This window comes from Anaerotignum sp. MSJ-24 (genome assembly GCF_018918145.1).
In the GTDB taxonomy this organism is placed as follows: Bacteria; Bacillota; Clostridia; order Lachnospirales; family Anaerotignaceae; genus Metalachnospira.
In genome coordinates, this window is the sequence record NZ_JAHLPX010000007.1 from 1 (window position 1) to 26,096 (window position 26,096).

The 26,096-nt window shown below is 38.3% G+C and carries 24 protein-coding genes, 4 tRNA genes and 1 rRNA gene; 21 read left to right on the top strand and 8 right to left on the bottom strand.

The genetic code is table 11. From position 1 onward, the window contains the following. The 11 genes from KQI66_RS06270 to yihA form a co-directional block, all read left to right on the top strand. Positions 1-96, top strand: a 16S ribosomal RNA gene (locus KQI66_RS06270); the annotation flags it as partial. 54 nt (positions 97-150) lie between these two features. Continuing rightward, positions 151-231: transfer RNA gene (locus KQI66_RS06275), tRNA-Tyr, on the top strand. 5 nt (positions 232-236) lie between these two features. Then, positions 237-320, top strand: a tRNA-Leu gene (locus KQI66_RS06280). Positions 321-346: 26 nt separating this feature from the next. Continuing rightward, positions 347-419, top strand: a tRNA-Phe gene (locus KQI66_RS06285). 76 nt (positions 420-495) lie between these two features. Continuing rightward, positions 496-567: transfer RNA gene (locus KQI66_RS06290), tRNA-Gly, on the top strand. A gap of 99 nt (positions 568-666) precedes the next feature. Continuing rightward, a complete protein-coding gene (locus tag KQI66_RS06295) occupies positions 667-948 on the top strand; it encodes a DUF503 domain-containing protein (protein ID WP_216427838.1) in 282 nt (93 codons plus the stop codon). A gap of 92 nt (positions 949-1,040) precedes the next feature. Next, positions 1,041-2,327, top strand: a complete 1,287-nt coding sequence (tig, locus tag KQI66_RS06300) for a trigger factor (RefSeq protein WP_216427839.1) — start codon at positions 1,041-1,043, stop codon at positions 2,325-2,327. 39 nt (positions 2,328-2,366) lie between these two features. Beyond that, positions 2,367-2,954, top strand: a complete 588-nt coding sequence (clpP, locus tag KQI66_RS06305; RefSeq protein ID WP_216427840.1) for an ATP-dependent Clp endopeptidase proteolytic subunit ClpP — start codon at positions 2,367-2,369, stop codon at positions 2,952-2,954. A gap of 68 nt (positions 2,955-3,022) precedes the next feature. Then, a complete protein-coding gene (clpX, locus tag KQI66_RS06310) occupies positions 3,023-4,309 on the top strand; it encodes an ATP-dependent Clp protease ATP-binding subunit ClpX (protein WP_216427841.1) in 1,287 nt (428 codons plus the stop codon). 133 nt (positions 4,310-4,442) lie between these two features. Then, positions 4,443-6,779 (top strand): endopeptidase La, encoded by a 2,337-nt coding sequence (lon, locus tag KQI66_RS06315; protein ID WP_253287699.1) that lies wholly within the window; start codon positions 4,443-4,445, stop codon positions 6,777-6,779. Between the two features lie 2 nt (positions 6,780-6,781). After that, positions 6,782-7,387 (top strand): ribosome biogenesis GTP-binding protein YihA/YsxC, encoded by a 606-nt coding sequence (yihA, locus tag KQI66_RS06320; RefSeq protein WP_216427843.1) that lies wholly within the window; start codon positions 6,782-6,784, stop codon positions 7,385-7,387. Positions 7,388-7,411: 24 nt separating this feature from the next. Here yihA and KQI66_RS06325 read toward each other — a convergent pair whose 3' ends face one another. From KQI66_RS06325 to ybaK, 4 genes are all read right to left on the bottom strand, one after another. After that, entirely contained in the window at positions 7,412-7,771 is a 360-nt protein-coding gene (locus KQI66_RS06325; protein ID WP_216427844.1) for a M23 family metallopeptidase, read from the bottom strand. Positions 7,772-7,848: 77 nt separating this feature from the next. Then, positions 7,849-8,235 carry a hypothetical protein gene (locus KQI66_RS06330; RefSeq protein WP_216427845.1) on the bottom strand — a complete coding sequence of 129 codons (387 nt, stop codon included), beginning with the start codon at positions 8,233-8,235 and terminating at the stop codon, positions 7,849-7,851. 119 nt (positions 8,236-8,354) lie between these two features. Next, positions 8,355-8,987: a hydrolase gene (locus tag KQI66_RS06335; protein ID WP_216427846.1), complete on the bottom strand. Its 633-nt coding sequence runs from the start codon at positions 8,985-8,987 to the stop codon at positions 8,355-8,357. 113 nt (positions 8,988-9,100) lie between these two features. After that, the gene (ybaK, locus tag KQI66_RS06340) at positions 9,101-9,574 is read right to left on the bottom strand and encodes a Cys-tRNA(Pro) deacylase (protein ID WP_216427847.1); all 474 of its coding nucleotides are present in this window, start codon (positions 9,572-9,574) and stop codon (positions 9,101-9,103) included. Positions 9,575-9,682: 108 nt separating this feature from the next. Here ybaK and KQI66_RS06345 point away from each other — a divergent pair, with 108 nt between their 5' ends. Both KQI66_RS06345 and KQI66_RS06350 read left to right on the top strand, forming a co-directional pair. Beyond that, positions 9,683-10,036 (top strand): Lin0512 family protein, encoded by a 354-nt coding sequence (locus KQI66_RS06345; RefSeq protein WP_216427848.1) that lies wholly within the window; start codon positions 9,683-9,685, stop codon positions 10,034-10,036. Between the two features lie 17 nt (positions 10,037-10,053). Next, positions 10,054-10,410: an arsenate reductase family protein gene (locus KQI66_RS06350; RefSeq protein ID WP_216427849.1), complete on the top strand. Its 357-nt coding sequence runs from the start codon at positions 10,054-10,056 to the stop codon at positions 10,408-10,410. A 44-nt stretch (positions 10,411-10,454) separates the two neighbouring features. On the opposite strand, the gene KQI66_RS06355 is transcribed toward KQI66_RS06350, so the two are convergent. Both KQI66_RS06355 and KQI66_RS06360 read right to left on the bottom strand, forming a co-directional pair. Next, positions 10,455-11,168, bottom strand: a complete 714-nt coding sequence (locus KQI66_RS06355) for a DUF2161 family putative PD-(D/E)XK-type phosphodiesterase (RefSeq protein ID WP_216427850.1) — start codon at positions 11,166-11,168, stop codon at positions 10,455-10,457. A gap of 1 nt (position 11,169) precedes the next feature. Then, positions 11,170-12,420, bottom strand: coding sequence for an aminopeptidase P family protein (locus KQI66_RS06360; protein ID WP_216427851.1), 1,251 nt, complete (start codon positions 12,418-12,420; stop codon positions 11,170-11,172). A gap of 72 nt (positions 12,421-12,492) precedes the next feature. On the opposite strand from KQI66_RS06360, the gene KQI66_RS06365 reads away from it, so the two are divergent. Together KQI66_RS06365 and KQI66_RS06370 are read left to right on the top strand one after the other, a co-directional pair. Next, positions 12,493-13,638, top strand: coding sequence for a DUF362 domain-containing protein (locus tag KQI66_RS06365; RefSeq protein ID WP_216427852.1), 1,146 nt, complete (start codon positions 12,493-12,495; stop codon positions 13,636-13,638). Positions 13,639-13,735: 97 nt separating this feature from the next. Further along, entirely contained in the window at positions 13,736-14,110 is a 375-nt protein-coding gene (locus KQI66_RS06370) for a RidA family protein (RefSeq protein WP_216427853.1), read from the top strand. 78 nt (positions 14,111-14,188) lie between these two features. Here KQI66_RS06370 and KQI66_RS06375 read toward each other — a convergent pair whose 3' ends face one another. After that, a complete protein-coding gene (locus KQI66_RS06375) occupies positions 14,189-14,860 on the bottom strand; it encodes a helix-turn-helix transcriptional regulator (protein ID WP_216427854.1) in 672 nt (223 codons plus the stop codon). Between the two features lie 291 nt (positions 14,861-15,151). On the opposite strand from KQI66_RS06375, the gene KQI66_RS06380 reads away from it, so the two are divergent. From KQI66_RS06380 to lepB, 5 genes are all read left to right on the top strand, one after another. Then, entirely contained in the window at positions 15,152-15,775 is a 624-nt protein-coding gene (locus KQI66_RS06380; RefSeq protein ID WP_216427855.1) for a TetR/AcrR family transcriptional regulator, read from the top strand. A gap of 1 nt (position 15,776) precedes the next feature. Further along, the gene (locus KQI66_RS06385) at positions 15,777-20,024 is read left to right on the top strand and encodes a 2-hydroxyacyl-CoA dehydratase (protein ID WP_216427856.1); all 4,248 of its coding nucleotides are present in this window, start codon (positions 15,777-15,779) and stop codon (positions 20,022-20,024) included. 240 nt (positions 20,025-20,264) lie between these two features. Then, a complete protein-coding gene (locus tag KQI66_RS06390; protein WP_216427857.1) occupies positions 20,265-21,389 on the top strand; it encodes a radical SAM protein in 1,125 nt (374 codons plus the stop codon). 102 nt (positions 21,390-21,491) lie between these two features. Next, complete coding sequence (locus tag KQI66_RS06395; RefSeq protein WP_216427858.1) at positions 21,492-22,244, top strand: SHOCT-like domain-containing protein; 753 nt, start codon at positions 21,492-21,494, stop codon at positions 22,242-22,244. A 12-nt stretch (positions 22,245-22,256) separates the two neighbouring features. After that, positions 22,257-22,790, top strand: a complete 534-nt coding sequence (gene lepB / locus KQI66_RS06400) for a signal peptidase I (RefSeq protein WP_216427859.1) — start codon at positions 22,257-22,259, stop codon at positions 22,788-22,790. Here the strand turns inward: lepB and KQI66_RS06405 are convergent. Continuing rightward, on the bottom strand, positions 22,763-23,410 hold the full coding sequence (locus tag KQI66_RS06405; protein ID WP_216427860.1) for a cyclase family protein: 648 nt from the start codon (positions 23,408-23,410) through the stop codon (positions 22,763-22,765). The genes lepB and KQI66_RS06405 overlap by 28 nt on opposite strands. Positions 23,411-23,638: 228 nt before the next feature. Between KQI66_RS06405 and KQI66_RS06410 the strand changes: the two genes are divergently transcribed. Further along, positions 23,639-26,092 (top strand): AAA family ATPase, encoded by a 2,454-nt coding sequence (locus KQI66_RS06410; RefSeq protein ID WP_216427861.1) that lies wholly within the window; start codon positions 23,639-23,641, stop codon positions 26,090-26,092. Positions 26,093-26,096 lie beyond the last annotated feature (4 nt).

Consider the following 26,096-nt stretch of genomic DNA (forward strand, 5'->3'; position numbering starts at 1 on the left):
ACCGTAAGGAAGGAGCAGTCGAAGGTGAAGCCAGTGACTGGGGTGAAGTCGTAACAAGGTAGCCGTATCGGAAGGTGCGGCTGGATCACCTCCTTTCTATGGAGACAATGGTTTAATAATACGCTGTTTAATTTTTGAGGTTCACATCATGGTTGGGTTCCCGAGTGGCCAAAGGGGGCAGACTGTAAATCTGTTGCGATAGCTTCGAAGGTCCGAATCCTTCCCCAACCAGCCTTGCCCGAGTGGCGGAACTGGCAGACGCACAGGACTTAAAATCCTGCGGGGTAACACCCGTACCGGTTCGATTCCGGTCTCGGGCAGCTTGTTTAAAAGCTGTCTATTATATGCCCAGATAGCTCAGTTGGTAGAGCAGAGGACTGAAAATCCTCGTGTCACTGGTTCGATTCCGGTTCTGGGCACTTTTTAAAAAAGTGTTGACAAGAATATAACAGTCTGATATAATATTTGATGTGTTTAGTTGTTAATATTGTGTATGCGCGAATGGCTCAGTGGTAGAGCATCGCCTTGCCAAGGCGAGGGCCGCGAGTTCGAATCTCGTTTCGCGCTTTGAAAAGTTCAAGTCTTCGGCTTGAACTTTTTTCGTTATCAAATTGCCGAACCGGTAATTCCGGCTGGCAAAAATTTCATAGTCAGGCGGGTGGATATATGATTATCGGAACTTGTATGATTACGCTTAGAATACCTTGGGCATCATCTTTAAAGGATAAACGTATGGTGGTCAAAAGCCTTACGGATAAAATGAAACATAAATTCAATATCTCCGTTGCCGAGGTTGAAGAACAGGATAATCACAGGGTGGCCGTAATCGGGTTTGCCTGCGTTACAAATCAGAATTCTCATGCGGATAGTATTATCGAAAATGTCATCAGCTTTGTTGAAAACAACACAGAAGCTGAAATTACCGATGTTTTTAGAGAAAACTTATAAAATTCTTTGATTTATTAAAATACTATGATATAATAAATTGATTGTGCAGTCATATCACACTGCAAGGATATTATTAAGGAGGAAATTTACAAATGAATTCGCAGATTTTAAGTAAAGAGGGAACAGAAGTAAAAATCTCTTTTGAAGTAAGCCCTGAAAAGTTTGAAGAAGGTATGAAATATTCATACAATAAGAATAAAAACAAAATTTCTGTACCCGGTTTCAGAAAAGGCAAAGTTCCCAGAAAGGTAATCGAAGCACAGTTCGGACCCGATATGCTCTATGAAGATGCCGTTAACTGGGCTCTTAACGAAGAATATCCCGTAGCTGTAGGCGAACTTAATCTTGATGTTGTTGCTATGCCTCAGATTGACATTAAGGAAATCGGCAAGGAAATCGGTGTTAAGGTTGAAGCTACTGTAACAGTTAAGCCCGAAGTTAAGCTTGGAAAATACAAAGGTCTTGAAATCAAAGACTTCCCTACAGAAGTTACAGAAGAAGAAATCAACGCACATTTTGATAAAATCAGAAACGACAACGCAAGACTTGTTCCCGTTGAGGACAGACCTGCTCAGATGGGCGACACAGTAACAATTTCTTACTGCGGAACAGTTGACGGAGTTGAGTTTGAAGGCGGAAAGAGCGACAGCTATGACCTCAAGCTTGGTTCAAAGACATTCATCGATACATTCGAGGATCAGATTTGCGGACATTCAGTTGGCGATAAGTTTGATGTAAACGTAACATTCCCTGCTGAATACCATGCTGAAGAGCTTAAGGGCAAACCTGCTGTATTTGCAGTAGAGCTTAAGGGCATCACAATGTCAGAGCTTCCCGAGCTTAACGACGATTTTGCACAGGATGTTTCAGAATATGAAACATTTGATGAATACAAAGCTAAAGAAGTGGAAAAACTTTCAAAGGAAAAAGCTGAAAAGGCACAGCATGACAAAGAGGACGCTCTTATCGAGCAGGTAATCGCTAATGCTGAAATGGACGTTCCCGAAGTTATGTACACAAACAAGGTTGAAGACTTAATCAGCCAGTATGAACAGAACATGAAGATGCAGGGCATCACACTTGAGATGTACTGCCAGTTCTCAGGCCAGACAATGGATTCACTTAAGGCATCACTTAAGCCTATGGCTAAGAACGGCGTAGACGCTAAGCTTGTTCTTGACCAGATCGTTAAAGACGAAAACATCGTTGCTACTGAAGAAGATATTCAGGCTGAAATCAAGAAATATGCTGAACAGTATGGTCTTGAGCCCGAAAAGATCGCTCAGTACTATGAAGGAGATCCTGCTTTCGCAGCAGAAATCGCTCTTCATAAAGCAATTAAACTTCTCTGCGACACAGCTGTTGTTAAAGCAGAGTAATTTAATTAAAAGAGTTTCATTTTGAAAGGAGGTTTGACTATGAGTTTAGTCCCTTATGTAATTGAACAGACAAACCATGGCGAACGTTCATATGATATTTATTCAAGACTTTTAAAGGACAGAATAATTTTCCTTGGAGAAGAAGTTACTGATGTATCAGCAAACATTGTTGTTGCACAGCTCTTATTCCTTGCTGCTGATGATCCCGATAAAGATATTAATCTTTACATAAACAGCCCCGGTGGTTCGGTAACAGCCGGAATGGCTATTTATGATACAATGCAGTATATCAAGCCGGATGTATCAACAATCTGCATCGGCATGGCTGCAAGTATGGGCGCATTCCTTCTTTCAGGCGGACAGAAAGGAAAAAGATTTGCACTTCCCAATTCGGAAATAATGATTCATCAGCCTTCAGGCGGAGCAAGAGGTCAGGCAACAGAAATCAAAATCGTTGCTGAAAATATCCTGAAGACAAAAAAGAAACTCAACGAAATTCTTGCCCAGAATACAGGCAAACCGTATGAACAGATTGAAAGAGATACTGAGCGTGACAACTATATGTCAGCACAGGAAGCACTCGAATACGGCATTATTGACGCAGTAATCACAAAGCCTGTGGAATAATATTTGTCAAAAGCGTGTTGAAAAGCACGCTTTTGTGTACTTTAGGACAGGAGATGAATAAATACTAAATGCCAGCTAAAGATGATAAAAAACAGCTTAGATGCTCATTTTGCGGTAAACCTCAGGATCAGGTAAAAAAGCTTATTGCAGGTAAAAACGTATATATCTGCGACGAATGTGTTAAGCTTTGTGCCGATCTTGTCAGCGAAGAATATGACATGGATAATGCCGAAACAGAAACAGTTGCACTTCCTAAGCCTGCCGAAATCAAGAAGGTTCTCGATGATTATGTTATAGGTCAGGACGAAGCGAAGAAGGCACTTTCCGTTGCGGTTTATAATCATTATAAAAGAATTGCATCCAAGGAAAACAAAAAACAGGACGTTGAACTCCAGAAGAGCAATATACTTATTGTAGGCCCTACCGGTGTCGGAAAAACTCTTCTTGCACAGACACTTGCCAAGGTGCTTAATGTGCCTTTTGCCATTGCAGATGCCACAACTCTTACAGAGGCAGGTTATGTAGGCGAGGACGTTGAAAACATACTTCTTAAGCTTATACAGGCTGCGGATTATGACATTGAGCGTGCCGAAAGAGGTATTGTTTATATAGACGAAATTGATAAGATAACAAAGAAATCCGAAAATGTATCAATAACAAGAGATGTCAGCGGCGAAGGCGTTCAGCAGGCACTCCTTAAGATACTTGAAGGTACTGTTGCATCTGTTCCTCCTCAGGGCGGAAGAAAGCACCCTCATCAGGAGCTTATACAGATAGATACAACAAATATTCTCTTTATCTGTGGCGGTGCGTTTGTCGGACTTGATAAAATAATACAGCAGAGAACCGGTGAAAAATCAATCGGCTTCGGTGCAAAGGTCCAGACAAAGAATGACAATTCCTTTGATGAGCTTATCAAAAAGCTTCAGCCTCAGGATTTGCTTAAATTCGGTCTTATTCCCGAATTTGTAGGCCGTGTTCCTGTTGCGGTAACACTCCAGAGCCTTGATGAAAACGCACTTGTTAAAATACTTAACGAGCCAAAGAATGCACTTATCAAACAGTATAAGTATCTTTTTGAGCTTGATGACGTTGAGCTTGAATTTACCGATGAGGCTGTTCGTGCAATCGCAAAGCTTGCCGTTGAAAGACAGACGGGCGCAAGAGGCTTAAGAGCAATAATCGAAGGCTTTATCAACGATATTATGTTTGATATTCCTTCCGATCCTACAATAGAAAAATGTATTATAACAGAAGACACTGTTCTTAACGGCAAAGAGCCGGAGGTAGTTCGTAACGAAAACAGACTTCCTATTAAGGACAGAAAGAAAGCAGAAGATAATACAGAAAAATAAGCTTTAAATATTTCTGCCATGACTAAACAGTTGTGGCAGTTTTTTTATTGCCGCTTTTGGTCGAAAAATCAACTTTTGTAGAATGTATGCCTTGTTTTATGTTATAATTAGTTATTATAATGAGGTGATTAATTTGGCAGAAGAAAATATAGTTAGTTTGCCGCTTATAGCGGTCAGAGGAATGGTTATTTTCCCTTCTATGGTAACAAGCATTCCTCTCGGAAGAGATAAATCGTTGTCTGCGGTTAAAGCGGCTTCATCTGAATATAATAATACGGTAATACTTGCATCACAGAAGAATGTAATGGAGGCAGAGGTTGATACCGACGGAATATATACAGTCGGAACGCTTGCAAAAATAAAGCAGACGTTAATGCTTCCGGGAAACACAACACATATAATTGTTGAAGGCATAACAAGAGTGAAGCTGTCCGAAATTAAGGGCGACGGAAAATATTTTGTCGGCGTCGGCGAAAAGATACCGCAGGACACAGAGGTTCAGTATGATGAAGTAACGGAATCCTATATGCGAGTTGTCGGTGACGCTTTCGGCGAATATAATAAACTTTCCGATTCAAAGCTCAATACACAGGAGCATATTATGGCGGTAACAAATGCGTCTAAGCCGGGACAGCTTGCGGACGTTATTATTTCGGCGGTTATTATGCCGGTAAGCGATAAACAGGAATTGCTTGAAATATTCGATCCTATTGAACGTCTTAAAGCAATATACGAAAAGATGACAAGTGAAATAAGTATTCTTAATCTTAAAAAAGAAATTGAGAAAAAGGTTAAGAAAAACATGGAAAAGGCACAGAGGGATTATTACCTTCGTGAAGAGCTTAAGGTTATACATGAGGAGCTTGGCGATACAGATGAAATCCGGCAGGAAATGGACAAGTATATGGATATGCTGGAGAAAAAGAATGTTCCGGAAAATATATATGATGTAGTCGAAAAGGAAATACAAAGACTTAAGCGGATTCCGGTTACTTCTCCCGATGCCAATGTTGCGAGAAATTATATAGAATATATGCTTGCGACACCATGGACAGAAAAGACAGAAGAGGATAATGACTTAAAGAAAGCACAGGAAATACTTGATGAGGATCATTACGGACTGAAAGATGTTAAGGAGAGAATAATTGAACATCTTGCGGTTAGAATGAATACAGAGCAGACCAATTCAACGATACTGTGTCTTGTCGGTCCTCCCGGAGTAGGAAAGACATCAATAGCAAGGTCTGTTGCGAGAGCATTAAACAGAAAATATGTAAGAATGTCACTGGGCGGCGTTAAGGACGAGGCAGAAATAAGAGGCCACAGAAAAACATATGTCAGTGCTATGCCCGGAAGAATTATAAATGCTATGAAACAGGCAGGCGTTGTTAATCCGCTTATGCTGCTTGATGAGGTTGATAAGCTTGGCTCATCATATCAGGGAGATCCGGCAGCGGCACTTCTTGAGGTGCTTGATTCCGAGCAGAACAACACCTTCAGAGATAATTATATAGAAGTGCCTTATGATTTATCAAAAGTATTTTTCATATGTACGGCGAATGACGCATCACAAATTCCCGGTCCGTTAAGGGATCGTATGGAAATGATAGAACTGCCGAGCTATACATCGGAGGAGAAAAAGCAGATTGCGTTAAGACATCTTGTGCCTAAGCAGATGGCTGAAAACGGACTTAAAAAAAGCCAGCTTAAAATTTCCGAAGATGCGGTTGAAGCTGTTATTAACGGATATTGCCGTGAGGCCGGAGTAAGAAAGCTTGAGAGAATAATCGGAAAGCTTTGCCGTATGGCAGTTAAGGAAATTATGCTCGGTGAGAAAAAATCCGTAAGAATTACGGCTAAAAATATTGAAAAATATCTTTCCGTACCGAGATATAAGCTTGAAAATCCCGTAAAAGAACCGCTTGTCGGTGTTGTTACCGGACTTGCATGGACGCAGGTTGGCGGAGAAACTCTTCTGATAGAGGTAAACACAATGAATGGCAGCGGAAAGCTTGAGCTTACCGGAAATATGGGAAAGGTAATGCTTGAATCGGCTAAGGTTGCACTTGGCTATGTACGCTCCATGGCAGCCAAATATGGCATAGATGAGGATTTCTATAAAAATATTGATATACATTTACATATTCCCGAAGGTGCTGTGCCTAAGGACGGCCCTTCTGCCGGAATAACAATGACAACGGCACTTGTTTCGGCACTTACCGATAAGCCGGTTAGAAATGATGTTGCCATGACAGGCGAGGTCACAATAAGAGGAAGGGTTCTTCCGATAGGCGGACTTAATGAAAAGGTGCTTGCGGCTAAAAAAATAGGCATAACCAATATTATTCTTCCGGAGGCAAATGACGGTGATATAAAAGAAATGCCGGAAGAAATTAAAAACGGAATGAATTTTATATTTGTTAATGAAATGAAACAGGTGCTTAAAAATGCACTTGTCGGAGGTATTTGATTATGAAGGTAAATAATGTTTCACTGGCGGCGGTCGGAGTTAAAATGAGCCAGTATCCCGATGACGGCAAACCGGAGGTTGCCTTTGCCGGAAAATCAAACGTAGGCAAATCAACACTTATAAACGGAATGATTGGAAGAAGAGCCCTTGCAAGAACAAGCTCACAGCCGGGAAAAACACGAACAATAAATTTTTATGATGTGGAAGATGTTCTGTATTTTGTTGACCTTCCCGGATATGGATATGCGAAAGCACCGAAAACGGAAATTGAACGCTGGGGAAAGATGATTGACGAATATTTAAATAAGAGAAAATGCCTTATGGGAATTGTTCTTCTTGTGGATATAAGACATGAGCCCGGCGAGAATGACAAAATGATGTATGACTGGCTTAAGCATTACGGCTATGACATCATTATCGCCGCAACAAAAAAGGATAAAATAAAAAGATCGCAGGTTCAGAAACAGCTTTCTGTTATAAAGAAGTCGCTTAATCTTGCTCCGGAGGATAAGCTTATAGCCTTTTCCGGAGAAACAAAGGAAGGTAAGGACGAGCTTTGGGCAGAAATTGAACGTGTTATAGGATATGAAGAGCCTGCAAAGGAATGATGATTAAAAGCGATGCTTAATTGTTTAGGCATCGCTTTTGTATGTAGTGAACTGTAACGGATCCATAAGCATATCATTCAGATATACTGTGTAGTGCAGATGTGGCCCGGTGCTTAAGCCGGTTGTGCCTACAAGTGCAATAATTTCGCCCTGTATCACAGGCTCGTTTATCTCCGGAAATATCTTTTGCAGATGGTTATAGATTATTTTATAGCCGTCCTTTGTTTCTATTGTGAGTACATTTCCGTAGGTTTCCGAATAATGTATGTTCGTTACTGTTCCGTTTCTTACCGCATATACATTACTGCCTTCTTCTGCGGCAATGTCTATTCCGTTGTGGTATTCGGCTTTCCCCAATATGGGATTTGTTCTTGCCGAACACAATGATGTAAGTATTCCGTTGTCAACGGGATCAATCCAGCCTTCGGGTATTTCGGCAATTTCGGTATATGTACTTGCCGTTACCGGACAGGTACGGCTTCTTCATCGGCAGAAAGCCGGTTATCGTTTTTGTCAAATTCAATATTGCTTATTACCGGCTCGGAAACTGTTATGGATTCCGAGTCTTTTTTGTTTGAAGATAAGGCTGTTTTTACAAGCATTTTTATGTTGTCCGTCATGCTGTCGGTAAATTGAACTTCGTCGGGAATGCTTCTGCTTATCAGAGATGCTGTATACAGTCGCACCTTTTGTGTGCTTTCCGTATTTATCAGAGATACGGCAAATATAAATATGCAGAATATTATTGCGGCAGAAAGCTGGTTTGCGAGCTTTGACTGAGGTTCTGGTACATTGCGGCGGCTGTATCTGCGGTATGAGTTTTTTCTGTGGCGGTATTTTTCGGACATAAGGTCTTTCACTTCCGATAATCTGTTTAATAAATTATATGGGACATGGATTGACTATATGAAAAACTAAATAAAAATTGCATGAAAAAAGTCCCTGCTTTCACAAGGACTTAAAAAAGTTACTTATTTGCATATGCCGACTTTGGCTTAATTGCTCCGGCAATGGATTTGCACATGGATTTTATTGAGGAATATGTATGTCTGCATATGTGCTCAACTCCGGTGGTTGTTTTGTTTATTGCCGAACCGGCGGTGTTATATACCAATCGGCTTGAACCGCTTGTTGCCTCCATAACAGCACAAAGCTTATCGGAGAAGGAAACAATTACAGATTCCTTATATCTCGGTCTGTGCAACGCCTGACATGGCCACATATGGTTTACTATGGCGTCACGCTCAATATCATTGAGTTTAAATCTGTTTTCGGAATTTGCAAGTGCTCTTATGGGATGTTCTTTAAGGAGCTTAATTCCGTTTTCATCTCTGCTTGTGTTATCAAAGAAATACAGGTCGTGCATAAGACCTGCTCTTGCGGCCGAACGATAATCCCAGCCTAAAAATCTGCACAACGTAAAGCTGTAATATGAAACATTCATAGAATGCTGCAATCTGGTTGTAAAGTGATGGTGAACATAATCTCCAAGCATACCGACTTCATTGCTGTCGATAACGCCTTCAACGCAGTTCCTGTACTCAGCAGCTTTTTCGCTTTTGTCATACATGTCGAAACTTGAACCCGTTATTTTTGTCATTATATTACCTTCTTGTGAGTGAATTATATTTTTTACTGCATAGAGTATTATAGCACTTTATATATAAATATGCTATAAATATAATTCTTAAAATTTATGGAAGAATTTCAGCCTTACTGTTTTGTTACCTCTATAAATTCGGCATCTACATATTTTGCAATATCCTCCGGATTGGCGATTATCTGACAGCCTCTTACGCCTGCACTTATGCTTATTTCGTCAAAAAGTATTGCACTTTCATCAATGAAGGTCGGAAATTTCTTTTTCATGCCGATGGGTGAACAGCCGCCTCTTATATAGCCCGTAAGGCCGAGAAGGTCCTTGACATGGAGCATTTCCACTTTTTTGTTTTTTGATACTGTTGCGGCTTTTTTCAAATCAAGCTCTTCATCAACCGGTATACAGAATACAACAGGTCCGGTTTTGTCGCCTTTGGTAACGAGAGTTTTAAAAACCTGCTCTGCCGGAATACCGAGAACTTCTGCCGCATGATGTCCGGAAAGGTCGCTTTCGTCATATTCGTATTCTTTTGTGCTGTATTTAATGCCTGCCGCATCAAGCAGACGCATTGCGTTTGTTTTTACCATAATTTTGTTCTCCATTATATTATTTTATGTTATAATTATAAAAAGCTGTATATGGAACAATAACAAGCTTCCGTATAAGAATATTAATACATTAGGAGATGAATTTCAATGAAAAGATTTCTTGTTGAGTTTGCTATGGGTACCGATCTTCACGGACAGGATGTAACAAAGGCTGCTTGTAAGGCAGTAAGAAACGCAATTTCAAACTGTTGCCTTTGCGGAATTTCCGATTGCCTCGGTATTGAGGACCTCGGAGAGCATATGCACATTCATGTTAAGCTTGGTTCTACAAATCCCGAAGGAATTGATGTTGAAAAGGTTAAGGCAGAGCTTCCTATCGGTACGGTTGATGTTGAATGCGTTCCCGGAGGTATGCAGTGCGAAGGCCTTCATGTTGATAAATTCGGCGAAGGCGATAAAATAACAATGGTTATTGCCGCACTTACCGTTTATGTAAAATAATAACGGAGGCTTTTGATATGGGAGTTTTATTTTTGGAATATCCTAAATGCAGTACTTGCAAAAAGGCTAAGAAATGGCTTGAGGATAATTCGGTTGAGTTTACCGACAGACATATTAAAGAGGAAAATCCTACCGCAGAGGAATTGAGTGAATGGCATAAGAAAAGCGGTCTGCCTTTAAAGAAATTCTTCAATACGAGTGGAGTATTGTATAAGGAGCTTAAGCTTAAGGATAAGCTTCCGGAAATGAGTGAGCAGGAACAGCTTGAGCTGCTTGCCACCGACGGAATGCTTGTGAAAAGACCGCTAATAATAGGCGAGAATTTTGTGCTTGTAGGATTTAAGGAAGCTGAATGGGAAAAACTTAAGAAGTAATAATTAAACGCACAATACCGTTTTCGGTACTGTGCGTTTGCTTTTTAAATACTATTATTTACTAAATTTCTGTAGTATTCAACTGCTTTCGTGTACTCATTGCCATTAAGTATTTCGAATCCTTTTTCACTTATTCCGTAAACACCTTTGCTTATTTTTGTAAACCAACCATAATAATTGCTTCTCGGTATACGGTCGGCATATACATCATTCAGTTCTGCTTTAAGCATTGCAGGTGTTACATTTCCGTTTTTTTCCGCAAGACAGAGAGCATGTATACACTTTTCCTTATATGCGGTAAGGATTTTGGTTTTGTTTATGCCACCGATGTTTTCATTTACGTTTCTGTCCTTAAATTCCTTTGAAAGCTTGGATTTTTTATTACTGTTGTGTTTCTGGGAATGTCCTGACGGAACGGAAACAATATCGACTGTTTTAAGCTCGCTGTCCATTGCGACGGTTATTATGCCTATATCAAGCTTTTTCATAAGCTTAAGCATATTACGCCATTCTGTGCTTTTTGCACCCTTCTTCGGTCTTGGAATAACCACATAAACAAGGTCGGAAACAGACTGGCGTTCCAATGCTTGATAAACCAGCTTAAGGCAGAAGCTTGTTTTAAGCTCGGCAATTATCGTTTCGCTGTCCTTTACTGCCACAAGGTCGCAGTTTTTTACTTCAGCCTGAACAGTATATCCAACCGATTCAAAATATTCACAGACAGGTGCATATAAATCCGATTCTTTAAAATCCGGCATATCATTTACCGCCTGCCATAAAGGCTTCTATTTCATCGGTTGTTTTCATAAAGCCTTCGGATAATATTTCACAGCCGTTATCGGTAACAAGAGCATCATCTTCAATTCGTATTCCTATTGAATATTCCTCTATATAAAGTCCGGGTTCTACCGTAAGCACCATTCCCGGCTCAAGTATTCTGTCGCCGTATCTTCCGATGTCGTGTGTTTCGGCACCGAGATAATGGCTTACACCGTGATAGTAGTATTTTGCAACATCCTCCGGTGTTTCGACAAGACCTATTTTTTTAAGCTCTTCAAAATAATGCTCTTTTAAAACCTCGTTAAGGCGAGAAAATCTTATACCGGGCTTTATTGTATCGATAACCTTCTGCTGTCCGGAAAGAACTATATCATAAATCTGTTTCTGTAACGGTGTGAATTTTCCGTTTACGGGAAATGTTCTCGAAATATCTCCGTTGTACCAGTCTACCTGTGCACCGGCATCTATCAGTATAAGATCACCGTCCTCTGCAAGTGCATGGTTATCGCTGTAATGAAGTATTGTGCCTCGTTTTCCCGATGCGGCTATTGTTTTGAAAGCCTTGTCACGTACTCCGTTTTTAGTGAGAACATAATCGAAATAAGCCTCGATTTCATATTCATACATATTTGCATGAGCGTTTTTCATCATTTCCGCAATGCCGTCTGTTGTTATTTTTATAGCCTTACGCATAAGGTCAAGCTCATAGTCCTCTTTTATTATACGAAGTCCGGCAAAGAACTGATAAGCGTCAATCATATCAACGGCAGGGAACTTTTTGCGGAATTCATATGCGAATTTAAGGCTTTCGGTTTCTGCCGCATCCCAGTCACGGTCTTCAAGGTCAACATATATATGCTTAATATTGTTTTTGAAAACCGTTTCCGCAATATCGCTTCTGAATTTGTCTGTATATGAAATATCGGTTATGCCCGATTCTGCCGTTGCTTCTTCCGGAGTTATGTTTGCACCTACCCATTTGGCAAGATAACCGTTATCTCTTTCAATATAAAGAGTTACGCTTTCTGTTGTTTCTGTTTTTGTAAAAAGTACGATTTCATTTTCGCGGTCAATACCTGTTACATAATAAAAATTTCTGTCCGGTGAAAACATATATTTTTCATCACCGCGTTTATATGGTGCATGACCATTAAAAAGAACGAGAACGGAATCGTTCATCATGCGTTTAAACACTTTTTTTCTGTTGTTTGTTACAAATTCTTTTTTCATGTCAATCATCTCCTGTCTATTGGATTATAACACAAAAGCTGATATAATCAAACAACATAGGAGGATAAGCATATGTATAATGCGGTATTACATGAATGCAGAGATTATGAATACGATAAAGTAAAAGAAATTATAAAAAAATCAATAGATGAGCTTGGCGGCATTGGAAAATTTGTGAACAAAGGCGAAAGAGTCCTTATCAAGCCTAACCTTATAATGATGAAAGCTCCGGACAAGGCGGCAACAACGCACCCGTCGGTTGTACGAGCCGTTGCCGAGCTTGTTGCGGAGGCAGGCGGAAAGACTGTTATTGCGGAAAGTCCTGGAGGCCCGTTCAATGAGCGTATGCTTAAAGCAATTTATTCGGCCTGTGGAATTACCGATGCGGCAGAAAAAAGCGGTGCAGAGCTTAATTATAATACAGGAACAAAAGATGTATCATATCCGGAAGGAAAGCTGCTAAAGCGAATAACGGTTATAGACGAGCTTACAAAAGCTGATAAGGTAATAAATATATCTAAATTAAAAACTCATGGAATGATGAGAATGACAGCGGCAGTAAAAAATCTTTTCGGTACTATACCGGGAACGATGAAGGCTGAATATCATCTGAACAGATCAAATCCCGATGATTTTGCGGAGGCACTTATAGATATATGCAGATATGCAAAGCCGGTGCTGAATATTGTTGATGCGGTTGTAGGAATGGAAGAAAACGGCCCGACAGGAGGATCACCGAGAAAAATAGGTGCGTTGCTTACATCCACGAATCCGTTTGCTTTGGATATAATGTGCGCATATATGATAAATGTACCTTATACAGATGTACCCGTTTGTGTTCATGCGGTAGAAAGAGGCTTAAGCCCGAAAAGCATTGATGAAATAAATATAATCGGTGACGATATAAGTAAATTTGTTATAACGGATTTTAAAGCTCCTAAGGCAATACTTGTCAATGTTACGGAAAATCTTCCAAAGCCTGTTTATAAGGCCGTAAACAATATTCTCCAGCCTTATCCGGTATTTAATAAGGACAAATGCGTCGGCTGTGGAAGATGTGCGGAAAATTGTCCGCCGTCGGCGTTAAAAATGAAGGACAAAAGACCAAGCTTTGATAAGAGCAAATGTATAAGATGTTTCTGCTGTCAGGAGCTTTGTCCGGCTGTGGCGATTGATATAAAAAGACCGCTGTTTTACAGGATTTTTTCGTCATTATAAAATAGAAAAATTAAATATATTTTATTGACTTAATTATTATTCAGTGGTATATTTATCTCAATAATATTTATGAGAACAATAACAGGAGGTAAGTATAATGCTTAAATTCACATCTACACCCAACGCACCTTCAGCTATCGGACCTTATTCACAGGCTGTTGCTGTAAACGGAATTCTTTTCACATCAGGACAGGTTGCTCTTATGCCCGGAACAGGTGAAATCGTAGGAACAACAATCGAAGAGCAGGCTGAACAGGTTTGCAAGAACCTCGGTGCTATTCTTGAAGCAAACGGAATCGGTTTTGATAAGGTTATCAAAACAACATGCTTCCTTGCTGATATGAACGACTTTGCCACATTCAACGAAGTATACGGAAAATACTTTGTAAGCAAACCTGCACGTTCATGCGTTGCTGTTAAGACACTTCCCAAGAACCTTCTTTGCGAAGTAGAAGTTATCGCTGAATTATAATTCATAAAAACACGAAAAGCCTGTGGATAATTTGTCCGCAGGCTTTTTTGCATATAATTGATTATTAAATAATTCAAATCAATCTTTTTTCTGATTTTTGAAATTACGTATGTGCATATAAACGGTGTTTTTCGAAATGCCGAGTATGCTTGCAACCTTGACAACGGAATCCTTCATATTGAAAATACCGTCTGAGTATAATGAGAAAATAATCTCTCGGTTTCTGTTGACAGCCTGAATTGTTCTGTCGGCAAAAACTCTTTCTCTTGCGGCGGTAAGCTTTTCAGAGATAAGCTCGTCAACATTTTCGGCAAGAGTTTCGTTTATTATGGCAACCTTCTGCGAAACATCGGGATTTATTGATTCCATAAACGAATAAAGCGGAGAATCAAGATAGAAATTAATGCAGAGCATTCCTATAACCTTGCCATGCTTGCCCTTAATTGCGTTTGTACATGATTTAAGCGGTTTTCCGGACACATTTTTGTTGTAATAGGTCATTGAACGGAAATTGGGATCTGCTTTTATGTTGCTGAGCATTTTTAAACCGAAATCGGTTATCGGTGAACCTTCTTTTCTGCCGGAATGGTTGTTTACGATTTTTATTACAGAGTGGTCAAAGCTTGAAAAACTGTGAACAACAAGCTCATAGCAGTCTCCGAGATATTCTCCAAGTCCTTCTGCAAGATTGCAGTATTCTTCAAGTATAAGTTTATCGAATTCAGTCAATGTAATGGGTAAATGTTCCATACTTACTACTCCTTTGCGAATAAAATTATAAAGGCTCTTTACATAGAAAACTGCTGTTTTAATCCATCTTTATAAAGAAAATTAGGTATCTTTATATTAATTGTAACAATATTATACAGTAAATTATAAAAAATGTCCAGTTGTTAAAGCTTATCAATGAAAAAATCTGATATATTTGAAAATAAAAATTCAATTTAAGACAATATTTTTGTATTGATACCTCAAAATCATTTGTGTATAATAATCTAATGACAGACCGACCAGTCTGTATTTACTTATATGGAGAGATTGATGATGAATTTAAGAGACAGCATTGTTCAATCGGTGTTTGATTTATTCATATCAAAGGGCATTGATAATGTTTCTGTCAACGATATAATAAAAGAGCTGAATATGACAAAGGGCGGCTTTTATTATTATTTTAAAAGCAAAGACGAGCTTATAAGCGAAATAATTGATAAGCACGTTATCAAAATAATATGGCGTCAGCTCAGGCTTGCGGAAGAACAGGTAAGCGCCGAAGGTCTGCCGGTTAAGGAAAAAATGCGTATGTTCTATACAATAGTTCCGAGACCGTGTATCGTTGATGAACAGGATAATATAATACAGTGTTACAGCATAAAGAAATTTTACTTTCTGCTGTATGACCTGATTGATAAGTTTCCGAGGCTCAGCGATGAATATAAAAAATACTACATTGAAAACAGAAATATATTTATTAATATAATTAATGAAGGCAAAAAACAGAATGTTGTAAGACATGACATTGATTCAGAAAATTTTGCAGAGCTGCTTATGGCAACAAGAGACGGTATGTTTTCTCTTTATATGATAAACGGAGAGGAATGTATTGGTGAAAAAATAAAAATGTCGTTTGATGTTATATGGCAGCAGTTAAGTAATGAGGAGATTTGATATGTCAGATTTATTAAGAATGGGTATTGACGTTGGTTCAACAACGGTCAAGGTTGTTATTATAGACGAAAAGGACAATATGCTCTTCAACCGTTATGAAAGACATTATTCGGAGGTTCTCGATACGGTTAAAAAGCTTGTTGAAGAGGCATATTCGACAATAGGAAAAAATAATGTTTCTGCAATGATTACGGGAAGCGGTGGCGTTTCTCTTTCCGAGGCAGTGGATATTCCGTTTATACAGGAGGTTGTTGCAACAGCCAATGCCATTGAAAAGGTAATTCCCAAAACAAACGTAGCAATCGAGCTTGGCGGTGAAGATGCCAAGATTATATATTTTGAAGGCGGTAATGTTGAAGAGCGTATGAACGGTATATGTGCCGGCGGTACAGGCTCGTTTATCGACCAGATGGCAAGCCTTCTCCAGACAGATGCGGAAGGGCTTAACGAGCTTGCAAAAAAGCACAATATAATTTATCCGATAGCGTCACGCTGTGGTGTATTTGCAAAAACGGATATTCAGCCGCTTATCAACGAAGGTGCTGCAAGAGAAGACCTTGCGGCATCAATTTTCCAGGCTGTTGTAAACCAGACAATAAGCGGTCTTGCCTGCGGTAAGCCTATCAGAGGAAACGTAGCATTTTTAGGCGGTCCTCTTCATTTCCTTTCCGAGCTCAGAGAAAGATTTATAGAAACTCTGGGACTTAATGAGGAAACGGCACTTATGCCGGAAAATTCACATCTTTTTGCGGCATTCGGTTCGGCAATATCAGCCGATACAACAAAGGTTTCGGACTTTGAAACTCTTATTGCACATCTCGGAAAGAAAAATATTCTTTCTGCCGAAATAGCAAGACTTGAGCCTCTTTTCCATAATAAAGAGGAATATGACGAATTTACAAAAAGACATGAAAAGGCATCAGTGCCTAAAAAGGATTTAAAAACATATAAAGGAAACGCATTCCTCGGAATAGACGCAGGCTCGACAACAACAAAAACAGCACTTGTTGCCGATGATGGTTCTCTGCTTTATTCCTTCTATGCAAGCAACGAAGGAAATCCGCTTAAGGTTGTAATACAGTCACTCAATGAGCTTTATGATTTACTGCCCGAAGGCGTTACAATAAAAAATTCATGTGTAACAGGTTACGGCGAAGGACTTATAAAAGAGGCTCTTATGATTGACCTCGGATACATAGAAACTGTTGCACATTATAAGGCTGCAGAATTCTTTAAGCCCGATGTAGACTTTATACTCGACATCGGCGGACAGGATATGAAGTGTATCAGAATTAAGGACGGCGTTATCGACAGCGTACTTCTTAACGAGGCTTGTTCATCAGGCTGCGGTTCGTTTATCGAAACCTTCGCAAAGTCACTTAATTTCAGTGTACAGGACTTTGCAAAAGAGGCTCTTTTTGCGGAAAATCCCATTGACCTTGGTTCAAGATGTACTGTATTTATGAATTCAAGAGTAAAACAGGCTCAGAAGGAAGGAGCAAAGGTCAGCGACATTTCCGCAGGCCTTGCATACAGCGTTATAAAGAACGCACTTCTTAAGGTAATAAAAATTTCCGATCCTAAGGCACTCGGAAAGAGCATTGTTGTGCAGGGCGGTACATTCTATAACAATGCGGTATTAAAGAGCTTTGAGCTTATTTCCGAAAGAGAGGCTGTCCGTCCTGACATTGCCGGAATAATGGGAGCTTTCGGAGCAGGACTTATTGCACGAAACAAATATAAGGAAGGCTACAAAACAACAATGATAGACAGAGAGGCAATGAACTCTCTTGAAATAAGTACCAAGCATGCAAGATGCGGAAGATGCACAAATAACTGTCTTCTTACAATAAACAATTTCTCCGGCGGCAGAAGATTTATAACAGGAAACCGTTGTGAAAAAGGTCTTGGAAAGGCTGAAAAGAATAATGAAGTTCCCAACCTTTTCGAGTATAAGCTTCACAGACTTTTTGATTATACACCGCTTGATGAGAAGACTGCACCGAGAGGAGTAATCGGTATTCCGAGAGTGCTTAATATGTACGAGGATTATCCGTTCTGGTTTACTTTCTTTACAGACCTCGGTTTCAGCGTTAAGCTTTCTCCGGCGTCAAACAAGAAGGTATATGAGGACGGAATGGAGTCCATACCGAGTGAATCTGTATGCTATCCGGCAAAGCTTGCACATGGACATATAATGAACCTTATAAACGAAGGTGTTAAGAGAATATTCTATCCCGGTATTCCTTATGAGAGAAAAGATATTATGTCGGCAGACAATAACTATAACTGCCCGATTGTTGCATCATATACAGAAAACATCAAAAACAATGTTGAGGAATTAAGAACAGAAAGCATTGATTTTGTTAATCCGTTCCTTGCCCTTACAGATGTAGACGTTGTTAAGTCAAGAATGGCACAGGAGCTTGAAAAATACGGAGTTAAAAAGGAAGAGGTTGAAAAAGCGGCCGATAAGGCATGGGACGAATGGACAGCATTCAGAAACGATATGCACAAGGAAGGCGAAAAAGCACTTAAGTATATCGAAGACAATCATATGATGGGTATTGTCCTTGCAGGAAGACCTTATCATACCGATCCTGAGGTAAACCATGGTATTCCGGAGCTTATAACAAGCTATAATCTTGCTGTATTCACAGAGGACTCCGTTGCACATCTCGGTAATGTTGAAAGACCGCTTGTTGTAAGGGACCAGTGGGCATACCACTCAAGACTTTATGAGGCTGCGGCTTTTGTAAAAACAAGAAATGACCTTGAGCTTATACAGCTTAACTCCTTCGGCTGTGGTCTTGATGCGGTAACAACAGATGAGGTTAAGGATATTCTTGTTGCGGCAGGAAAAATATATACAACACTTAAAATCGACGAGGTAAGCAATCTCGGTGCCGCAAGAATAAGAATACGTTCGCTTATTGCGGCTATTGAAGACAGAAACGAAAAGGGTATTAAGGCTAAAAAAGGCAGTGCGGCACTTAAGCGAGTAGTGTTCACAAAAGAAATGAAGAAGAATTATACTCTTCTCTGCCCTCAGATGTCACCTATACATTTTGAGGTTGTCGGTGCGGCACTCAATGCAAGCGGCTTTAACACAGTTGTTATGCCGGCAGAGGATCCGAACAGCATTGATTTCGGTCTTAAATATGTAAATAATGATGCCTGCTATCCGGCACTTATCGTTGTCGGCCAGGTGCTTAAGGCACTTAAATCCGGAAAATATGACCTTGATAAAACTGCTGTGCTTATAACACAGACAGGCGGTGGCTGTCGAGCAACAAACTATATCGGTTTCATAAGAAAGGCTCTTAAGAATGCCGGAATGGAGCAGATACCCGTTGTTTCGGTAAGTGCACAGGGACTTGAGAAAAATCCCGGATTCAAATATAATCCGGCTATGCTCAACAGAATGGTTCAGGCACTTGTATACGGAGATTTGTTCATGCGTGTTCTTTACAGAACAAGACCTTATGAGAAGGTTCCCGGTTCTGCAAACGCACTTTATGAGAAGTGGAACGAAAAGGTTAAAAAGGATATTTACAAAGCAAAGCTTAGTACATATAAAGAAAATATCAGAAATATCGTAAAAGAATTTGATGAGCTTGAGCTTACCGATGTTGTTAAACCGAGAGTCGGTGTTGTCGGTGAAATTCTTGTTAAATACCATCCTCTTGCAAATAACGATATAGTCGGACTTCTTGAAAGAGAAGGAGCAGAGGCTGTTGTTCCCGATCTTCTCGGATTCGGACATTACAGTGCCTATAACGCAGTGCAGAAGGAAAAATATCTCGGCGGAGCTCACAAGGCAACAACCTTCTCAAATATTGCGATAAAGGCTCTTGAATACTATCAGAAGCCTATGATTGAGGCTTTGGAGAAGAGCAAACGCTTTGATACTCCGGCAAGCATTGAAAAGCTCGGAGAATATGCAGAGCCTATTGTTTCTCTCTGCAACCAGACAGGTGAAGGCTGGTTCCTTACGGGCGAAATGATGGAGCTTATACATTCCGGAGTTAATAATATTGTTTGTACACAGCCCTTTGGTTGTCTGCCTAACCATGTTGTAGGTAAGGGCGTTATCAAGGAGATAAGAAGACGTTATCCGCTTGCTAATATCGTTGCGGTCGATTATGACCCCGGTGCAAGTGAGGTAAATCAGCTTAACCGAATAAGACTTATGCTTTCAAGTGCGGTAAAAAATCTTGAGAAGACAAATGAGGCAGTAAATAAATAAGCATATAAATTTATGAATAAATAGCGTGTTTCATTAAGAAATATTATGGGACACGCTATTTTACAGGTGCCGGCAAAGCCGCCACCTAGGTCGAAATCTTGTCATGACTAAAGCTATTCTCCTCGGCTGGAGTGAATCTCGTCTGCGGTTTCCTAATACATTCCGCTATATAAAACGGCTTTGTTATAAAGTCAAGATATAAGATTGCTTATGTATAATACTAATACAGGGGGATTTGATTTGAAAATTTCGAAAAAAGACGCATTGGGTTGGTTTGAATTTTTTGCAGAGCTTCCGGAGGAAGAAGAACTTCTTACAAAACAGCAGGAGATAGTTTATGCTGTTTTTGCACAGATAGAGGCGGCTGTTGATGCAAGACACGAAAAGCTGATGTCTGAAATAAAAAATCTTAAAACACTCGGCGGAAGAACATATTTTGTAGGCAATGAAGAAAAATTTCCGAGAGGCTGTAAGTCATGTCTTTTCGGATCGGGCTTAAGCGCAATCCGAAAAACAAATAAATGCAATGTTGAATGCAAATTCTGTTATAATTACGGAGAGCTTGATGAAGTGCCGCCTATCGGTGAAGGCATGTGGGAAATAGGCGGAACAAAGTTTTATGAAAAAGACCTTGATATGCTGTTTTCAATATATAAAAAGCCTACCGGAGTTGCATATGTATATCTTGAACCGTTCATGGAAATAGAAAAATACTATTCGGTGGTTAAGAAATTTGCCGATGCCGGAATATATCAGCATTTATATACAAACGGAATACTTGCGAATGAGGAAAACTTAAAGGCGCTCGGTGAAGCCGGACTTGATGAGCTTAGATTTAATCTCGGTGCATCAAACTGTTCGGATAAGGTAATAAAAAATATTAAGACTGCCAAGAAGTATATTAAAAACGTAGGTATAGAAACACCTATGACGCCGGAGCTTTTTAAACAGTTCTTTGAAAAGAAAGATGCAATTCTTGATACAAATCTTGATTTCATCAACTGTGCTGAATTACATCTTAATGCCAATAATATAGATAATTACTTTGGTGAAAATATGTATATCTCACGCCATGGCTATATTTCACCCATATGGAGCAGAGAGCTTACACTTAAGTTTATGAAGATAGCAGATGATGAAGGCTGGAATCTGGCTGTTCACGACTGTTCAAACTACACAAAGTTTGTAAGAGGTCTTAATCTTAAAAGTAAGGAAGGCGGCTGGTTTGGTGCAAGCAATTACGGCTGTGAATTTTCAAGACCGCCTTTTGAGGCATTTCTGCCGGTGCTCAGAGATGAAAGCTTTAAATTCGTGGAAGAGGAAAAGCTTCCCGAAGGTTATAATTTCGGTGAGCTGTTTTTCTGATTAAATAATTCATTTTTCTTAAAATTTTTAAATAAAGTGGCAATCATTAGGTATTTTATGATAAAATAATTAATATTTATTTGTGATTGGAGGAAATAGGCAATGAAAGAAGAAAGACTTGCTATTTTGAGAATGCTTGAAAAAGGAAATATTTCTGTTGATGAAGCAGAAAGACTTTTAAATGCCGTAAATAACACAAATGATAAGGATATATCCGAAACTATTAATAATGCACTTGGAAAGGCAGGCAGTCTGCTCGAAAAATTCGGTAAAAAAGCCGGAGAAGTTGCAAAAACAGTAAGCCAGAAGGCAGAGGAGAAATATCCCGAAGTTAAAAAAACAGCAAAGAATGTTGTTAATAAGATGAACGATGCAGCTGAAACAATAAAGCAGAATATTGATAAGGCTGCTAATGAGGATATTTTTGAAGGAGAGGCAACAGAGAAAACAGAAGATACGGAAGAAACAAACGAGGCAAAGCCTGAGGATTTTGTTGATGATGTAAAAATAATGCCTGTTGAAAATGAAGCAAAAGAAGATAAAGAAGAAAAACAGGAAGAAGAAAAAGCAGAGGACAAAATTCCCGAAGGTACACATGTTTCCGATTTAACTTCAGACAAGCCGGAAAAAGAATATGTTGAAGAATTTGCCGACTCAACAAATGATGAAGAAGACGAAGAGGACGACGGCAGAGATTACGAGGCAGAGTTTTATCATATGATGCAGGAATCAAATGGAGATATTTACGGCTTTGGTGATGTATATAAGGCTATGGACGGCTTAAATACGCTTAAGAAGATGCCGGCATGGACTCCGGATTCAGACGAAAAAAATGATGAAACAGAAAATAAGTAATGGAGAACTAAAATGTCTGATAAAGCAAAAAAAGAATTTTTAAGCTGGGTAAAAACTATTGTTCTGGCTGTTGTTATTGCACTTTTTGTTGATTATGTCGTTATAGTAAATGCAACGGTTCCTACCGGTTCAATGAAAAATACTATAATGGAAGGAGATCGTGTTATTGCACTGAGGTTCAGTTATCTTTTTAATGATCCGCAGAGAGGCGATGTGGTTATATTTGAATATCCGGATGCACCGGAAGATGAAAAAATTCTATACGTTAAACGTATAATCGGCCTTCCCGGAGAAACTGTCGAGGTTAAAGACGGCGGCGTTTATATAAACGGTTCGGATACACCGCTTGAAGAGGATTATATAAGAGAGAAGCCGATAGGGGAGTTCGGTCCGTATGAAGTTCCCGAAGATTCATACTTCATGATGGGTGACAATAGAAACGATTCACAGGATTCGAGATACTGGGTCGATAAGTATGTTGAAAAGGACGAAATACTCGGTAAGGTTGTATTCAAATATTATAAAAAACCCGGATTGATTAAGTAAGACCTATATGGTTTCAAGTACTGCCCGTACAGGTGAAGCATCACAGTTTTTATAAAAAGCGGAAAACAATACAATTTGTATATACCCGGTTTTACGTCGGAAAGCTTTATGTTTTCAAGTATCGGAATGTTGTTTCCGAGAAAAATATTGTGTACAGGGTAATCATGGCTTGTCGTGCTGTCGGCTGAAATGTAGTCGATACCGACAAGCTTTATTTTTTTGACGACAAGATATTCTGCGGTATCTGTTGAAATATAAACGCTTTTTTTAAGCGGAGTCATTCCGTCGAATACAGAATTTTCGGTTTTGAATAAAATAATGTCGTTTTGGGATATTTCAAGACTTTTTAGCACATTTGCGTTTATTGTATTATCTTTTATTTCGATTACCTTGGCTTTTCCGCAAAATGCGTCTATGGGAAAATCGGTAATGCTCTTTCCGTCTTTGAAAAAATGCTTCGGAGCATCAATGTGTGTTCCTGTATGGCTGCCGAAGGATATTGCGGTTACATTGCAGTCATCACCGTCTGCTATTGAGCATACGGAGCTTGTTCTGAAAACAGGATCGCCTTCGTAAACATATATATTTTCGTTAAGCTGTCTTGAAATGTCGATAAACATGGTAATTTCTCCTTTTTGTGATATACAAATTAGTTCTTTTGTGTCATTAATACGCTTTTTTCTTATATATTTGTTAAAAATTAATGGAGTAATTAAGTTAAATGTGATAAAATTTAAATAAAATGATAGTGATTAAAAAGTCTATTTAAAATAGAATTATATAACCCCCAAATTCATTAAGCAAGTATTGGAATAGTAAGCAAGATAACTGATTAGGAGGGACAAAAGATGTATAGGTGTTTTCTGGGAGCATTCGGCAATAAAAGATTTATTCGTCCTCAATATGAAATTATGGAAGATGGTAGTTTAAGAAAAATTGAAGATAGGTGGGAAGAATTTCCGAATGGAGGAACAGTTTCGCTTAATAGTATATCTGATAGTGATACAGAAAGTATTAAAAACAGATTATTGAAATTTAAAATTGATTTTAATAAGGATTTACATCCAGGTTATGCCCCTTATACTGACAATAGTAATAAATATCAGATTTCTTTTAATGCAATAGATGATTTTGATAAAGATGAAGTTGTTGAAATTATTAACATTGATTATGCAATTGAGGATTTTATAAACGATAAAACAAAAAGGACTATTAGAATAAAGCATAGACCTAATAAACAAATTCTTTTAAGATATGCGCAGGATTGTTATGGACCATTTGAATTTATGATTTCTGATATAGAAGATTCATATAGTGATGAGTCATATTATACTATTAAAGTATTTGTAAATAGTGGAACTATAAACAGATATAAAAATTCAGCTATAGAAAAAATTATTATTGACGGATATTTTTCGATAAGACGAAATGATAATATAGAATTTATTTATAATATTAGTGATTTAAAAGCTATTGAGCCTGAAGAAAAAATAGAGTATATCGATAATGAAGAACTTGCTGATTTTTTCAAAACTCTTTTAAATAAATCGGAAGAAATTGATAATTTAGCGGGTATACGAGAACAATTTTTAGAACTAGCAGATTCTTTTTCTGAAGAAGGACAACTAACAGATAACAAAATTAAAAGAATATGCGAATTATTACAGACATCTGTAGATTTAAGTGATTATAAGGTGCGTTTAACTGAGGAATATTTTAAAAACAATCCTAATGCAAAATCAGATAAAGAGGAGTATTTAAGAACACATGAAGAATTATTAACTAATGTTGTTCGTGAAGATGTTCACTATGAAGAAAAGAAAAAAGAAATTTTAGATGAACTAAATATTTTAGAAAGGAAAAAAGAAGAGATTACAGCAGAAATTGAGGAAGGAAATAAAAAATTAAGCGATAAACAGATGGAATTGGAGAAACTTGGAGAACAGGCGATTAAGCAGAAAAAACAAGAAATAGAAAATTTAGTTTCAGAAAACAGAAAAGAATTAAAAGATGTACAAATTGCCATTGAAAAGGCAAAAAAAGACGCAAAACAGTTTGAGGCAGACAGGGATACGTGGAAAAGGGCTTGTGATTCTATAAAGGATGAATATAGAACGGTGTCTAATGATTTGAATACTAAGATTATTGAATGGGTTGCAAATAATCGAACTTCAGAAATAACTAAATTATTAGTTTCACAATTGGAAATGCCAGAAGAAACGATGGAAGAAAATATTTTAAATAGAATAGCTAACTTAAAAAAAGATGTGGATGCCGATAAAATAATAGATATTCTTTGTAAAAAATTTGAAGAGGCAGGACGTGTAATTAGTAAAGATGATGCTTACAATTATTTGATAAGTATAGTACAAAATTATATAACCGTTTTTGCAGGTGAACCGGGAACAGGAAAAACTTCATTGTGTAAATTGTTAGCTAAAGCACTTGGATTGTATGATTCCAGATTTGCAGAAATACTTGTTGAAAGAGGATGGACTTCTTCAAAAGATTTAGTAGGATATTATAATCCATTAACTAAAGAGATAGAAAGCACTCAACCTAGATTTTCAGAATGTATGAAAAAATTGAATGGGGAAAATGCGAATAACATGGTTGAGGCACCTTATTTTGTTTTGCTTGATGAAGCTAATTTAAGCCCAATAGAATTTTATTGGTCTAATTTTAATTATTATTGTGATGATCCTGCACATCAGGTTGTTTCATATTCAAATGGAGAAAAATACGAATTTGGTTCAGAGTTGAAATTTCTTGCAACTATTAATTATGATCAAACAACTACGGATCTTTCACCAAGGTTTCTTGATAGAGCATGGGTTATATCTATGAATCCAGTTTCTGTAGACGCTATTGTTACGGGCTTGATAGATGATTCAATTGTTAAAAACAATAGTGAAGTGATTTCATTAGAAACATTAAACAACATTTTTGATTGGCATAATGTTAAGGATAAAAAAATGAACCAGATTACAAAAACTCGATTAGATAGAATAATTGATAAAATGAAAGAAGGTGGACATACAATAAGTGCAAGAAGTATTCACTTAATGAGTCATTATTATATAGTTGCTGAAATGTTTATGTCGTCAAAAGAAGTTGCACTTGATTATGCTATATCTCAAAAAATACTTCCTTGTATTAACGGAAATGGAAAACAGTATAAAGAGTTTTTGAATGGGTTGATGACTATTTGTAAGGAAAATCAATTAAATAAAAGTGCAAGTATTGTTTCTAAAATCCTAGAAAAATCAGAGCATGAGTTTTATAGTTTCTTTAGTTTGTAAAATG